This is a genomic window from Dysgonomonas sp. BGC7, assembly GCF_001261735.1.
Taxonomy (GTDB): Bacteria; Bacteroidota; Bacteroidia; order Bacteroidales; family Dysgonomonadaceae; genus Dysgonomonas.
Map to the genome: position 1 here is coordinate 264,459 of NZ_CVRP01000006.1, position 15,885 is coordinate 280,343.

The 15,885-nt window shown below is 37.5% G+C and carries 12 protein-coding genes and 1 riboswitch; of the genes, 11 read left to right on the forward strand and 1 reads right to left on the reverse strand.

The features are described 5' to 3' along the window. Positions 1-60: 60 nt before the first annotated feature. The 10 genes from galE (at position 61) to BGC7_RS04995 (ending at position 12,805) form a co-directional block, all read left to right on the forward strand. The gene (galE, locus tag BGC7_RS04950; RefSeq protein ID WP_050700448.1) at positions 61-1,095 is read left to right on the forward strand and encodes a UDP-glucose 4-epimerase GalE; all 1,035 of its coding nucleotides are present in this window, start codon (positions 61-63) and stop codon (positions 1,093-1,095) included. 140 nt (positions 1,096-1,235) lie between these two features. Continuing rightward, positions 1,236-4,031, forward strand: a complete 2,796-nt coding sequence (gene polA, locus BGC7_RS04955) for a DNA polymerase I (RefSeq protein WP_050700449.1) — start codon at positions 1,236-1,238, stop codon at positions 4,029-4,031. Between the two features lie 42 nt (positions 4,032-4,073). Further along, complete coding sequence (locus tag BGC7_RS04960) at positions 4,074-4,550, forward strand: hypothetical protein (protein WP_157258661.1); 477 nt, start codon at positions 4,074-4,076, stop codon at positions 4,548-4,550. 34 nt (positions 4,551-4,584) lie between these two features. Continuing rightward, a complete protein-coding gene (locus tag BGC7_RS04965; protein ID WP_157258662.1) occupies positions 4,585-6,279 on the forward strand; it encodes a hypothetical protein in 1,695 nt (564 codons plus the stop codon). Further along, a complete protein-coding gene (locus BGC7_RS04970) occupies positions 6,263-7,948 on the forward strand; it encodes a hypothetical protein (RefSeq protein WP_185112946.1) in 1,686 nt (561 codons plus the stop codon). Before BGC7_RS04965 ends, BGC7_RS04970 begins: the two co-directional genes overlap by 17 nt. Positions 7,949-7,951: 3 nt before the next feature. Then, positions 7,952-9,631, forward strand: coding sequence for a hypothetical protein (locus BGC7_RS04975; protein ID WP_157258663.1), 1,680 nt, complete (start codon positions 7,952-7,954; stop codon positions 9,629-9,631). Between the two features lie 79 nt (positions 9,632-9,710). After that, complete coding sequence (locus BGC7_RS04980) at positions 9,711-11,303, forward strand: YfhO family protein (RefSeq protein ID WP_050700453.1); 1,593 nt, start codon at positions 9,711-9,713, stop codon at positions 11,301-11,303. Positions 11,304-11,311: 8 nt separating this feature from the next. Continuing rightward, positions 11,312-11,524, forward strand: coding sequence for a hypothetical protein (locus BGC7_RS04985; RefSeq protein WP_050700454.1), 213 nt, complete (start codon positions 11,312-11,314; stop codon positions 11,522-11,524). After that, entirely contained in the window at positions 11,517-11,963 is a 447-nt protein-coding gene (locus tag BGC7_RS04990) for a YqaA family protein (protein WP_050700455.1), read from the forward strand. The genes BGC7_RS04985 and BGC7_RS04990 overlap by 8 nt, the downstream gene beginning before the upstream one ends. Before the next feature lie 62 nt (positions 11,964-12,025). Beyond that, on the forward strand, positions 12,026-12,805 hold the full coding sequence (locus tag BGC7_RS04995; protein WP_050700456.1) for a radical SAM protein: 780 nt from the start codon (positions 12,026-12,028) through the stop codon (positions 12,803-12,805). 89 nt (positions 12,806-12,894) lie between these two features. Here BGC7_RS04995 and hcp read toward each other — a convergent pair whose 3' ends face one another. Continuing rightward, a complete protein-coding gene (gene hcp / locus BGC7_RS05000) occupies positions 12,895-14,535 on the reverse strand; it encodes a hydroxylamine reductase (protein ID WP_050700457.1) in 1,641 nt (546 codons plus the stop codon). A gap of 153 nt (positions 14,536-14,688) precedes the next feature. On the opposite strand from hcp, the gene BGC7_RS05005 reads away from it, so the two are divergent. After that, on the forward strand, positions 14,689-15,363 hold the full coding sequence (locus BGC7_RS05005) for a Crp/Fnr family transcriptional regulator (RefSeq protein ID WP_050700458.1): 675 nt from the start codon (positions 14,689-14,691) through the stop codon (positions 15,361-15,363). Positions 15,364-15,408: 45 nt separating this feature from the next. Then, a riboswitch (cobalamin riboswitch) is annotated at positions 15,409-15,652 on the forward strand. The last annotated feature ends 233 nt before the right edge of the window (positions 15,653-15,885 follow it).

Consider the following 15,885-nt stretch of genomic DNA (forward strand, 5'->3'; position numbering starts at 1 on the left):
CAAAGGTGTCTCGTTTTATATGATTTTGTATCTTTACCATCTAATATAAAAACTCTAAGAATGAAAGGGAAGATACTTGTAACAGGCGGTACCGGATATATCGGTTCGCACACTGTAGTCGAGTTGCAAAACGCAGGATATTCTGTAGTTGTTATCGACAATCTATCCAATTCGACCACCGATTCGCTTGATGGGGTGGAACGCATTACAGGCAAAAGACCTGTTTTTGAAGAATTGGATTGCAACGATCTGGATGGGCTCAGAAAATTATTTCAAAAACATTCAGACATAAAAGGAATAATTCACTTTGCAGCAAGCAAAGCTGTGGGTGAATCGGTGCAAAAACCTCTTTTGTATTACCGAAACAACCTAAATTCGCTTATCAATCTTCTTGATCTGATGCCCGAATTTGGTGTCAAAAATATTGTATTCTCTTCTTCGTGCACAGTGTATGGTGAACCGGATAATAACCCGATAGACGAAACAGCTCCTGTAAAACCTGCAGAATCTCCTTACGGAAATACGAAACAAATCAATGAAGAGATCATTAAAGACTTTGTGCGGTCGGGTGCAGATGTAAACAGTATAATTCTTCGCTATTTCAATCCTATAGGAGCGCATCCATCGGCAGAAATAGGGGAGCTTCCTAATGGAGTACCTCAAAATCTTGTTCCTTATATTACACAGACAGCAATGGGCGTTCGTCAGGAACTGAGCGTGTTTGGCGATGACTACAACACTCCTGATGGTTCATGTATACGTGACTTTATCAATGTAGTGGACTTGGCTAAAGCTCACGTTGTAGCTATCGATCGTATGCTAGGAGGTAAGTCTCTCGACAAAGTAGAGATCTTTAATCTAGGAACCGGTCGGGGTGTTTCGGTACTTGAATTGATAAAAGTATTTGAAAAAGTATCGGGCACGAAGCTCAATTACAAGATCGTAGGCCGCAGAGAAGGAGATATAGAGAAAATATGGGCAGAACCAAAACATGCCAATACTGTATTGGGTTGGACTGCAAAAGAAAATATAGATGATACAATGGCTTCTGCTTGGAAGTGGCAATTGAAACTCAGAGAAAAAGGCATAATGTAATATTTCTTACATCTTATTATATTCGGGGATTCTGAAAAGAGTCCCCGTTTTTTTTGATAATAGGCAATACTCGGCAGATGTTCACTCTTTGTAATTCTATGCTTTTTCCGTAACTTGCCAAACATTTTTAATTTATTCCGATGAAACTATTCCTTTTAGACGCATACGCATTAATATATCGGTCATATTATGCCTTTATCAAAAGCCCCAGAGTAAATTCAAAAGGTCAAAATACATCTGCTGTATTTGGTTTTGTAAACACCCTTGAGGAACTTTTACGAAAAGAAAATCCCACACATATTGCTGTTGCTTTCGACCCTCCCGGAGGTACATTCCGACACGATGCTTATGAAAAGTATAAGGCTCAAAGACAAGAAACCCCCGAAGATATACGGGCTTCGGTTCCTATTATAAAAGAAATAATAGCAGCATATAATATAAAAGAGCTGGAAGTTCCTTATTACGAGGCGGATGATGTAATCGGCACTGTTGCGAAAAAAGCAGAAAAAGAGAAGTTCGATGTGTACATGATGACTCCCGACAAGGATTACGGGCAGCTGACCAGCGACCATATATTTATGTATAAACCCAAGTTTATAGGTACGGGTTTCGACACATTGGATGCCAAAGCTATTATGGAAAAATATCAGCTTTCTTCTCCCGAGCAGATGATCGACTTATTGGGGCTTATGGGGGACGCATCCGACAATATACCGGGTTGTCCCGGGGTTGGGCCTAAAACCGCCCAAAAGTTATTGGAAGAATACGGAACAATCGAAAAATTACTCGAAAATACGGAGAATATCAAAGGCTCACTTAAGCTTCGGCTCGAGGAAAATAAAGAACAAATAATTTTCTCTAAATTTTTAGCTACTATAAAGACAGATGTACCAATCGAATTTAATAAGGAAGAATACAAACGTCAGGAAATAAATGCTGAAAAAATAGCTACTCTGTTCGAAGAACTCGAATTTCGTACCTTGATCAACCGTGTGTTGAAAAAAGACGGAGCTCCGGCAAATCCGGTGAGAGTAACAACAACCCATGAGGCGATACAAGGAGATTTGTTTGCAGAGTTACTTCCCCCTCAGCCTGATGCTACTGAGAATACAAATCACTATGGTTTGCAAGAGCTCAAAGATGTAGATCATACTTACTATCTGATCGACAAAGAAGAAGATATAGAAAGTCTGGTAGCTAAAATACTGAAAGAAAACTCTTGTTGCTTCGATACTGAGACCACCGGACTAGATCCTACTGCGAGCGAACTTGTAGGAATGTCATTCTCTTTCAAAGAAGGAGAAGCTTATTATGTACCTGTTCCTGCCGACTTTGATAAAGCAAAACAGATTGTAGAGCCTTTCCGTTCATTCTTCGAAAATGACAGTATTCAAAAGGTAGGACAGAATCTTAAATATGACATTATAGTTCTCAAAAAATATGGTATTGAGGTCAGAGGAAATCTTTTTGATACAATGATAGCGCATTACCTGATAAATCCTGAATTAAGGCATAATATGGACTATATGGCAGAAACCTATCTGAAGTATAAGACAATCCATATAGATGAACTGATAGGGGCAAGGGGCAAAAACCAGTTGAATATGCGCAGTCTGCAACCCGAGCAAATAAAAGATTATGCTTGTGAAGATGCCGATGTAACACTCAAACTCAAGTCGATACTTGAAAAAGCCATTGAAAAGCAGGGATTGGAAAAACTTCTTTACGAAATAGAGTTGCCACTTGTCTATGTGCTTGCCGATATGGAATATACCGGTGTAGGGCTCGATACCGAGGCTCTTGCAGAATATTCAAAAACGCTGACGCGCGAGCTGCAAAGTATCGAAGCCGATATTTATAAAGAAGCCGGAACAGAATTAAATATCAACTCAGCAAAACAAGTAGGTGAAGTTCTTTTCGACAAACTAAAAATAGTAGATAAGCCGAAGAAGACCAAAACCGGGCAATATGTCACTAGCGAGGAAACTTTGGAAAGCTTGAAAGAAGCACATCCTATTGTAGGTAAAATACTTGAATACAGAGGATTAAAAAAGTTGCTTAGTACCTATATAGATGCACTACCTCAACTGGTAAATCCGAAAGACAGAAAAGTGCATACTTCATACAATCAGACTGTTACTGCAACTGGTCGCTTAAGTTCGAGCAACCCTAACTTGCAGAATATCCCGATAAGGGATGCTCAGGGAAAAGAAATACGCAAAGCGTTTATCGCTGATAAAGATTGTATTTTCTTTTCTGCCGACTATTCTCAGATAGAACTTCGCATTATGGCACATCTGAGCAAAGACCCTAATATGGTAGATGCATTTAATAGTGGTGAAGACATTCATGCTGCAACAGCCGCTAAAATATATAAAGTGCCTATTGCCGAAGTAACCAGCGATATGCGCCGCAAGGCTAAAACTGCTAATTTTGGTATTATTTATGGTATTTCGGTATTTGGACTTGCTGAGCGTCTGACTATACCTCGTGGAGAAGCAAAAGAGTTGATTGATGGCTATTTTGAAACATATCCTAAGGTAAAGGAATACATGGACAGAAGTATATCTGTGGCCAGAGAACATACCTATGTGGAAACTGTTTTTGGGAGAAAACGTTATCTGCCGGATATCAATTCCCGTAATACCACTGTGCGTGGCTATGCTGAGCGGAATGCTATAAACGCACCTATACAGGGGAGTGCAGCGGACATTATAAAAGTTGCAATGAATAGAATATTTGATCGTTTTCAACGGGAGAATGTGAAGTCGAAAATGATTTTACAGGTGCATGACGAGTTGAACTTTAATGTAGTTGCCAATGAGTTGGATAAAGTGCAAAAAATAGTGATAGAAGAAATGGAAGGTGCCTATAAACTCGTTGTTCCGTTAAAAGCCGATTGTGGAAAAGGTAAGAACTGGTTGGAAGCACACTAACTTGTTCCTGCTAATCATCAATAACTGCTATAATATAGAAAAATGTATAAAAAACTCTTGTTGGTATTATTTTTCGTTATGACTTTGTTGGCTCATAGTCAAAACTACGAATTCAAGGATATTTATAGTTTGAAGGTAGAAGCACCTAAAACAATAAAAGGAAATGGTATTGGCATATTTACAATAAAAGCCAAACTTACAAATAATTCTAATGACAAAATAAAATTAAGAGAACCTGTCAGTATAGGGTGTGGCTGTTGCGGATGGGGAATCAGTATTACAAAAGATAGTATTCCTTATAATTTTTCTGCAGGATATGTGACAGCTTTAGGGCCCGAAGTAAATATACGAAAAGGAGAAAGCCACACATTTGTTATTCCTCTCAATATAAAGCACTGGTCTTTTCAAAATGAGGAGAGTATGGGTAAGGGGAAATATGATATTCAGTTGAATGTTATCTTGGAGAGGCCTAATGATAAAAAAGTAATAAGCGAAAAGGCAACAATTTGGGTTGAATAGAGACTTAATAAAAGGATTACTTTGATATATGTACATGTTGACAATCTTACTGCAAAATAAGAAAAGCCAATACTGGATATTCCTTTCGGTTCTGGTTTTTCTTGCATTATTTATGATGTATTGCAATGGTTTGTCGTCTTCTTATTCAGGATTCGATTTTTTCTTTCATTTTCGCAGACTCGATGTGCTTATTGATGCTTTGAAACACGGAGAGTATATCTCATATATAGACTATAGTAATGTCGATGGATACGGGTATTTTACTAAAGGGTTCTACCCTGACTTCATTCTTGTTCCGTTTGCTGTTGTAGGCATATTCACCGGTACATATTTCGCTTATGACTTTATGATATTCAGTATGACTATCCTTTGTGGGATGTTTATGTATCATGCAGTTTGTGCAATCTATAAAAGCAGGTATGCAGCAGCTATAGCCTCTATTTTGTACACATTTGCTGTTTATCGGCTTTACGATATTTATCAGCGAGGGGCATTGTCAGAGGCATTATCTTTTACTTTCTTGCCTATCGTTTTTCTCGGATTGTATCACATAATAAAAGGAGATTACAAAAAGTGGTATATCCTTGCCATAGGTTATATCTTGTTGATATATACTCATGCCATAGCGTCAGTGTTGATGTTTGTAACTCTTCTGATTATTTCTATTGCGTACTGTAAATGTCTGACTCGTGAACCTAAACGCATTGGGTATTTGTTCCTTGCTGGAGCGGTTACACTTGTGGGGGTATCATATTTTACTCTTCCTCTGCTAGAACAGCTGAATTCTAATTCGTTCTATCTCGATTCTCGTACTCCGGGTGGAGGCGCAGGATATGGAAAAGTCGGTTTCGACGATCTGTTTTGGGGTTTTGTCAGTGGATTGGCATATCCCGATAAGTTGTGGTCGGGAATAGGAATCATCCTTACTCTTGTTATATTTCTCCGATTATTTATAAGAAAGAAAAGAGACGAAGCCTTGAAAAGTATTGATACGGCTGTCATCATCGGTATTTGCTTTATTATAGCTACTTCCAGAATATTTCCTTGGGGGCGTTTCCCGTTCAATATTCTTTCGTTTATACAGTATCCATGGAGATTATACGAATTTGTCAGCTTTTTCTTTGCAATAGCCGGAGGATACTATTTATCTTTGTTGCTCGTTAAGCACAAACAGAAACTTTTTGGTTTTATATTCATCATTTTGGCTACACTGATTACAATATATATACACAGCGAGAATTTTAAAACTCTATTTCCATTAAAAGATAAGACAATAGCTGTTATCAGCGAAATACCTTCGTTTGATAACAGATATCATACTATCGGAGGTGAATATTTTCCATCGAAACTACCTAATATAGAGTATGTCAGGGATAGAGGTGAGATTGTTGAGGTGAAAAACAATGAAACTAAGACATACAACCTGAAACGAGGAAACAGAGGCGAAACAGATGTGAATATTGTTATAAATCAGCCCGATACTGTAATATTACCTTTGCTCTATTACAAAGGCTATGAAGTGACACTAAACAGGAGTAATGTTCCATTTTTTGAGAACGAAAACGGACTGATTGCTGTGCCTGTCAATCAGTCGGGAAAGATAATGGCTTGGTATGCAGGAACAAATGTTCAGGAAATTAGTTTCTATATATCAATGGCCTGTATGATAGGTTTAATTATATTTGTTGCTCGATACAGCAGAAAACAAAAGAATGAACGCAATAGATAATCTTCTAAATAAGATAGCAGGGAAAAAAGAAAGCCATTTTTGGATTTTTCTTTTTGCCTTGATTATACTCACTGCGGCAATGATAGCATTGTATCAGCCTCTTTGTCCGGGGCAGGATTTCTTTTTCCATTATCGTCGTTTTCAGGCATTGATGGATGCTCTCAAAACCAGCCCTTTTCTTATTTATCTCGACTATTCGGCAATAAACGGTTATGGATACTTCGCTAAAGCATTTTATTCTGATGTAATTCTTATTCCTTTTGCAGCCATAGGAAATGCGACTAATGCCGAATTTGGCTATTTGTCTATGATTTTTACGATGACTATCCTTTGTGGCATATTCACATACAAGGCTATCGATCGAATATATGACAGCTCTTTTGCCGCTTTCATCGGGGCTTTATTATTTACTTTCTGTATTTACAGGGTATTGGATGTATATCATCGTGCCGCATTAGGCGAAGCACTTTCTTTCACATTCATTCCTTTGGTATTTTGGGGGCTTTATGAAATAATAAACGGCAATTACAAGAAATGGTATATCTTGGCAATAGGCTATAGTTTGCTCATTTTCACACATGTAATATCTTCGGTGTTGACATTTGTAACAATGCTTATACTGCTTGCCATCTACTACAAGCCTCTTATTAAAGAGCCTAAGCGAATATACTCTCTCCTTTTCGCCGGTTTGGCTACCCTTCTTATAGTCAGTTACTATCTGTTTCCGATGTTGGAGCAAATGTCATCGAATACCTTTTATTACAACGGACGAAACATGATGGCAAAAGCCGGAGATATGACTCTCGATTTTCACTGGATTATGTGGGGTATGTTTAGCGGTATTATTCACCCCAAACAATTATTCATTCCGGGAACGGGATTGTTGCTGACATGCGTTATTGCAATACGGATTTTTATAACAGATAAATCTTCCCGATTGAGAAGTGCAGATATAGGAGTTATCATAGGATTGATATTCATTCTTATGTGCACACCTATCATTCCGTGGAGTGTATTTCCGTTTAGTTTGCTCAATTTTATACAAATGCCTTGGCGTTTGTTTGAGTTTTCGAGCTACTTTTTTGCTGTTGCCGGAGGATATTATTTGTCTTTACTTGTGACTTCCAATAAGAGGCGAGTTGTCGTAGGTCTGATGGTTTTCATCTCTATTCTTATGGTATTGGTAAACGATAGTAAAATATATAAAGAGGTTAGATGCTACAATTCCATCGAGGGAAATATCCCATTGCCTCCAAACGGTTATCATATGGGTGGTCTGGAATATTTACCGGCAAAGGTACCTTCTGCCGATTTTATTGAGCAGCGTGGAGACAGTATTGCTCGCCGACATTCGGAAACAAAAATATCACCTATCCTTCGCGAAAAGGGACTAAACACACTCGATATAGAAACTGTTCGACAAGAAGTACTAGAGCTTCCTCTCACTTATTATAAGGGGTATAAAGCTGAACTAAATGGAAAAGAGATAAGTGTTGCGCAAAGCGATAACGGATTGATACAAATAGAGCCTAAAGAGTCCGGTAAAATAAAAATATTCTACAATGGAACTACACTACAAGTCGTAAGCTGGTTTATTTCTCTTTTTGCAATTGTAGGCTTATGTATATACATTTTTATGTTGAACCGGAAGAATAAGCAAGATATCTGATAAATGACTCTGCAACCTCGAATATCAGTAAAAGATAAGAAGTATGATTGCCTCATATTTCTATTTGCCTTGACAGCCTTATCTTTATTTATGGTCTGTTGGTCGGGGCCAATATCGGAATACGCAGGGCACGATTATTATTTTAACACTATTAGATTTGGTGTATTGATCGACAATCTGAAATCGGGTACATATCCTATCTATATCGACAGCAATGCTCTCGATGGATACGGATATTTTACAAAAGCGTTTTATCCCGATCTCATTCTTTTACCTTTTGCCTTGCTTGGTATTCTTACAGGTGCGGGATTCGCATATTTAGCAATGATATTCTCTCTTACTATTCTGTGTGGCTTGTTTATGTACAAGGCAATGAATACAGTATTCGAAAGTTCGGTGGTTGCTACAATTGGGAGTATATTATATACATTCTCGGCATATCACCTTTTCGACTGGTACAACCGGGGTGCATTGGGCGAAGCCATATCTTTTACCTTTTTACCAATCATATTTCTGGGTTTATATCAGATTATAGTCGGAGATTACAAAAAATGGTATTTGCTTACTATCGGTTATAGTTTGCTTATATATACTCATCTGCTTTCCTCATTCATTACTTTTATCACACTTGCCATCATCGTGCTGATGTGTATAAAACCTTTGCTAAAAGAACCGAAACGTATTGCTTATCTTTTATTAGCTGCTTTGGTTACACTACCATTGGTTGCCAGTTATTTGTTCCCGATGTTGGAGCAAATGGCATCAAATACATTCCATTACAGCCTGAAAGAAAACATCACAGGACAAACTAAGCTCGGCTTCGTTGATATGGCGTGGGGAAGCCTTAGCGGTATCTTTTATTCGAAGGAGAATAATCTTTGCGGAACAGGTCCTTTACTTATAATTGCCGTTATATTGCGTCTGTTTGTTAAGTTTCCCAAAATACATATAAGAATTGCAGATTTGAGCCTATTCATCGGAGTTTTTTATATGATCTGTATTTCTTCTGTGTTTCCTTGGGGAAGGCTTCCTCTCGGTTTCATTCAGTTTCCTTGGCGATTGTACGAGTTTGTTACTTTCTTTTTTGCCATTGCAGGAGCATATTATGTTTTCTGTCTGTTGAGAACCCGCAAGCAATTCTATGTAATAGCATCTGTTGTAATAGTGTTTGCAGTAGTGACAATAGTAGTGAATAACAATAGTTATCAATATTGGCAATCGAAAACTAAAGCCGCAGCACCCGAATGGTTTACAGGAATACCTTCGGTAGAGAACGAGTATTATCAGGGCGGATTGGAATACCTACCTATCAGTGTACCTTCGTATCATTATATACATCAAAGAGGAGATAGTGTGAAATCTCAGCTAAGCACAACTGAAATAATCTCGACGAATAGAGATGGAGGTGTCATTAACATACAGTTGTCTTTGACATCAGCAGATAATATAGAATTGCCTCTTGTATATTATAAAGGATATAAAGCGATATTAAATACACGGAATGTGGAAGTAGGTGAGAGCAAATCTGGACTGGTAGAAGTCTCGGTAGCCGAATCGGGAAATCTGACTGTGTATTATGCTGATACTCTAGTGCAAAAATTTAGCTGGTACATATCTTTGGTTTCGATATTGCTTTTGATCGTATATATATGGTTTTATCGTAAAAAGAAAACTATTGAATAAATTCTTAAAACATATCCTACTAAATAGAAATTATCATTTTTCGATATTTTTTATAACATTAGCCCTTTTGTCTGTATGCATGACATTGGTATATGGGCCTATGTATAATCATCCCGGATGGGATTATTATTTTCATCTTACTCGCTTCGATGCCCTTATTACGGCCATGAAGGAGGGTACTTTCCCTTTTTATATTGACCATGCTGCTGCTCTCAATTATGGATATCTGAGTAAGGTCTTCTATTCAGATATAGTAATGATTCCTTTTGCAGCATTAGGTATCATCACAGGGCCGTATGCCGCATACGAGGTGATGTCGTTTACCCTGACTCTGCTGTGTGGTCTGTTTATGTATGGAGCTGTAAAAACAATCTACAAAGACTCTTTAGTGGCTTTTCTCTCTGCTATTTTATATACTTTCTCTGTATACAGGCTTTTCGATATATACAACAGGGGTGCGTTTGGAGAAGTCTTGGCTTTTACTTTCGTTCCACTAGTATTCTGGGGATTGTATCACATTATAAAAGGAGATTACAAGAAATGGTATATTATTGCTATTGGCTTTAGTCTGCTCATATTTTCGCATGTAATATCCACCGTGCTTACTTTTATAACGGTAGTTATTATTCTTGCAATTTATTATAAGCCTCTGCTTAAAGAGCCTAAACGCATTCAATATCTTTTCATTGCCGGAATTGTCACAGTCTCTATTACATCGGCATATATTCTCCCATTATACGAACAACTTCAATCTAACACTTTCCGCTACGAGTCTAACGACTGGACTCTGCCATCGAGGGCAAAACTTCCCCTCGAATATATGCTGTGGGCAGTAGGTTGCGGGTTTGTATATCCAAAAGAGATTGTGATAGTAGGTATTGGCATCCTGCTTTTCGCCCTTATCTTTTTACGCTTCTTTATAAAAGAGAAATCAGCTGCGTTGATAAGCGTAGATGTAGGTGTATTGATAGGTTTGTTGTATTTGATAGCTACATCTTTCATATTTCCGTGGGGTCGATTTCCATTCTCTTTGTTGTCATTTATACAGTATCCATCGAGACTTTTTCTTTTTGTCACCTTCTTTTTCTCCATTGCAGGAGGATTCTATTTATCCCAAATTTTCAGGAAAGACAAATCTCGGATCATTATGGTTTCAATTGTGCTGTTGAGTACATGTGCAATAATGTTTTTCCACAGCGAACATTATAAGGATATATATTGCAAGTATGTAAAAGAGACTAATGAAAAGCCTGATCCGGGCAATTTCTTTTATCTGAACGGGGCTGAATATGTGCCCGACAAAGTTTCTTCGGCATATTATATTCTTTCGAGAGGCGATGGCATAACGAGCTTGTCAGGGCAAACTATAGTAAATTCTTATAAGAGAAATAAAGAAGTGTTGAGTATAAATATATCGGTACAAAGGGTCGATTCACTTGAATTACCGTTGTTTTACTATAAAGGATATGGTGCAACGTTGAACGATAAATCTATTGCTGTCCTGCAAAGTGAGCTGGGGCTGATTCAAATTCCGGTAAACACATCAGGAGAAGTCGATGTATATTATAAAGGGACTACAATTCAGAAAATAACATCGTATATAACTATTCTGAGTATTTTCTTGTTATGTATATATATCTTTGTAGGTAGAAAAATATCGCACAAAAAATAAAATGAATTATGCAAAAGTTCTCTAACTTCGATTATTTATATGCCATTTTCATGTTCCTGTTCGGACTATTCATGATTTTCAGTCCGGGTACTTTTATCCGTAAAGTAGGGTATAACGAAGAACGTGTAAAAGCTGAATCGTGGCTCAAAAAGATAGGTATAGGTCTGTGTATCATAGCTCCTTTGTTCGCATATTTTATTTATACCAAACTGAATGCTTGACGGATTTGTCGAATACGGTTATATAGGGTTGTTCCTAGCCTCTTTTCTTGCTGCAACCATTCTTCCTTTTGGCTCGGAGTTTGTCTTTGCCGGACTTTTAGCTATGGGAATGAACGCATGGGGCTGTGTCATTGTCGCATCTGTAGGTAATTGGCTTGGAGGTATGACCAATTATTATCTGGGTAGCCTGGGCAAAGTGGAGTGGATAGAAAAATACCTTAAAGTAAAAAAAGAGAAAATCGAAAAAATGCAGCATTGGCTCGAAGGAAAGGGTGCTATAATGGCCTTTTTCAGTTTTATGCCTGTTGTCGGAGACATTATAGCATTAGCACTAGGTTATATGCGGGCTAATGTATATGTTGTAAATATTGCCATGTTTGCCGGAAAATTTGTACGGTATGTATTGATTATGTATGGTGTTAACTGGATTGTTTTTTAATTGCAGCAAAGTCTGCTTTTGGCAAGATTATTGATGTACGATATAAGATAATTTATAAAAGAATGTCAACAATATTATTTCATGAAATTGTTTTTGGTCCTATCCACAGCCGCCGATTAGGCTCGTCTTTGGGTATGAACTTACTACCGTATGACGGCAAGCTATGCTCATTCGACTGTATATATTGCGAGTGCGGATATAACAAAGACTTTAGAACAAAAACAAAGTTGCCCGATCGGGAGAATGTAAGAGCAGCTCTGGAAGATAAGCTGATTACTCTACAGAAAGAGAATACACCCATTGATGTTATTACTTTTGCCGGAAATGGAGAACCTACAATGCACCCGCAATTTTCGGAGATTATTGATGATACCATTCTCTTACGCGATAAATATTATCCCGAAGCTAAAATCAGTGTGCTGTCAAATGCCATGCACTTGGGTAAAGAAAAAGTGTTTGAGGCATTAAAGAAAGTGGATAACAATATCTTGAAGCTGGACTCTGCCATTCTTGAAACAGTTTATCTTATAGATCGTCCAAATTCAAGAGAATATAGCATTGAGAAGCAAATAGAGCTATTTAAGCGCTTTGAGGGCAATTTTATAATGCAAACAATGTTTGTAAAAGGATCTCATGATGGTAAAATCGTAGATAATACCACAGATAAAGAGATACAAGCATGGATAAATGCAGTTAAGGCAACGAATCCACGTGAAGTGATGATTTATACTATAGACAGAGAAACCCCTGAGAAAAATCTGGAAAAAGTATCTATCGAAAAACTAAGAGAGATAGGAAAACAAATAGAGGCTTTGGGGATAAAAGTCAATATAGCCGGATAAAGGTTTTAGTTTTTATTTTTATAATAAAAAAACTCTGCCCTTTTATGTATTTTATCAAAAGAGCAGAGTTACGAAAAATAAGATAGTCTTTAGCGTGCCATAAACATTTCAATATCTTCTTCTACAGAAGAAATACCTCCAATTCCAAAATTTTCAACCAAGACTTTAGCTACATTCGGAGACAAAAATCCAGGTAGAGTTGGCCCTAAGTGTATATTCTTTACACCTAAATATAGTAGAGCCAATAGTACAATAACTGCTTTTTGTTCGTACCATGCTATATTGAAAGCAATAGGAAGGTCATTTATATCATCTAAGCCGAATACCTCTTTTAGTTTAAGAGCAATTATTGCCAACGAATAACTGTCGTTGCATTGTCCGGCATCTAGTACACGAGGGATTCCGCCTATATCGCCCAATGGCAATTTATTGTATCTGTATTTGGCGCAGCCTGCTGTAAGGATAACAGTATCGTTTGGTAACGCTTCTGCAAAATCTGTATAATAGTTGCGGCTTTTCATTCTGCCATCGCATCCTGCCATTACAAAGAATTTCTTGATCGCTCCTGTTTTTACGGCATCTACTACTTTGTCAGCTAATGCTATTACCTGAGCATGAGCGAAGCCTCCTGTGATTGTTCCTGTTTCTATTTCTTGTGGAGACTGGCATTGTTTTGCCATTGCTATTATTTCAGAGAAATCTTTTGGCTGTCCGTTTTTACGTTCCGGGATATGTTTTGCTCCTTCCAGACCTGCTGCCCCTGTAGTAAATATTTTTTCTTTATAAGTTGCTCGTTTCGACGGTGGAACTATACAGTTTGTAGTAAATAGAATTGGCCCGTTGAATGACTCGAAATCTTCTTTCTGTTGCCACCATGCACCTCCGTAGTTGCCGGCCAGATGTTTATATTTCTTTAGGTGCGGATAATAATGTGCCGGAAGCATTTCGCTGTGGGTATATACATCTATCCCTGTTCCTTCTGTCTGTTGCAACAGTTCCTCTATATCGCGAAGATCGTGACCGCTAATAAGTATTCCCGGATTATTACCTACACCGATATTTACCTGTGTAATTTCAGGATTACCAAATCGTCCGGTATTGGCTGCATCTAACAATGCCATAGCTTGTACTCCATATTTTCCTGTTTCCAAAGCCAATGCAACCAATTCATCGGCAGAAATGTCTTCTCTGGTGATCTCGACCAAAGCTTTTTGCATAAAAGTGAATATTTCATCGTCAGTCTTATCCAGATTGTAGGCATGCTCTGCATAGGCAGCCATTCCTTTTAGTCCATAATGAACTAATTCTTTCAGAGAGCGAATGTCTTCATTTTTAGTTCTTAGTACACCTACGCTCAAGGCTTTGTCCATAAACTCTGATTCATCGCCATTCCATATGCATTCGTCCGGTAACGTCTGATCGTTTGTGTTTACAGATTTTGCCAGATTAGATTTTAATAGCAATCCTTCTTTTACTTTTTCCTTTATTGCCTCAAAATCGAAATTTGCATTTGTAATGCTTATAAACATGGCATCTACTACAAATTTATCAGCAACGGGTGAAGCGTTTCCTTCTTTTCTAAGCATATCATTATACACAGCGATTCCTCTGGTAACAAAAAGGAGTAGATCCTGTATATTTGAAACTTCCGGAGTTTTTCCGCATACTCCCATTATATCACAGCCCGAACCTTTAGCTGTCTCCTGACATTGAAAACAAAACATACTCATAATTTCTATTTTTTAGTTTTTATATTAATAATTTTTTTGCGAATCTATATTTCAATCATTTATACAAAAATAGGAGCCTTGCCTCAGATAAAGTGTCTCGTTTGAGACACCTCTGAAAATATTTTGTATATTTGATTCTATAAATCGTATAAGATGGATGTAAATATATTAACTCGTATACCTTTGTTTTTTTCAATAAAAGGAGAAGAGATAGATCGGATATTCTCCGAATTGCAAATAAAGGAAACGCATTTCAAAAAAGGGGAGATTCTCGCTTTTCAGGATGAGGTATGTAATAGGCTCATTCTGCTATTATCGGGAAGTGTGAAAGGTGAAATGAACGATCCTTCGGGCAGAGTAGTGAAGGTTGAAGACATATATGCCCCCAATCCGCTTGCGATACTATTTCTGTTTGGAGGTGAGAACCGTTTCCCGGTACAGGCTACAGCTAGAGAAGATACAACAGCATTGGTGATACCAAAACAATCTGTTCTTCGGATGCTGAGTATGAATGAGACATTATTAAAAAACTATTTAGACATTTCTGCGAATTTTGCAGGGAAGTTGAGTAACAAATTGCACTTTATGTCTTTTCGTACTATCCGTCAAAAGTTGACTATGTATATATTGAATCTATCGAAAAGGGATCTATCGGATGTGGTAATTCTGGATAAAACTAAGAGTGCTTTGGCTGAATATTTTGGAGTATCTCGCCAATCGTTAGAAAGAGAATTGACAAATATGCAATCCGATGGCCTTATTGTGTCGGAACAGAAGAAAATCACAATAAAAGACAGAAGCAAGCTGATACAGCTTATACGCTTTTGAAACAATAAAAAGTGACAAAAAGAAATCTATTTAATAAATAATCGTATCTTTGCCGCAGATTTTGGTGTCATTCTTTGTATTCACAGAGTATGATGAAAAGGGAATCAGGTGAAAATCCTGAACAGACCCGCTGCTGTAAGCTCTTTTCAGTGATCGGTTAACAGTAATCAGTTAACACCTCACTGATAATGATGTTTCTTCATTACCATTGCCACTCTTATTCAGTTAAGGGGAAGGCTGTAAGAAACAAGAGTAAGTCAGAAGACCTGCCAGAATTAAATATGAAATATAATCCCGTGGTTAGGATTATGTTGAAGGAATGAATAACTGTTTATAAACAGTGCATTTCCATATTTTAATTATTCAGAATAAGAAATTTTCAAGCTCCGAGGCTTAAGCGGGCTTATAAGTTTATTCTTATAAGTTTCTTAGATCCGGTAGTTTATATTTTCTAATATGCTGACTGTAGTCTGTTTCGAATACAGATTGCAGTTTGCGAAGTGCGTCTATATAAATTTCTGA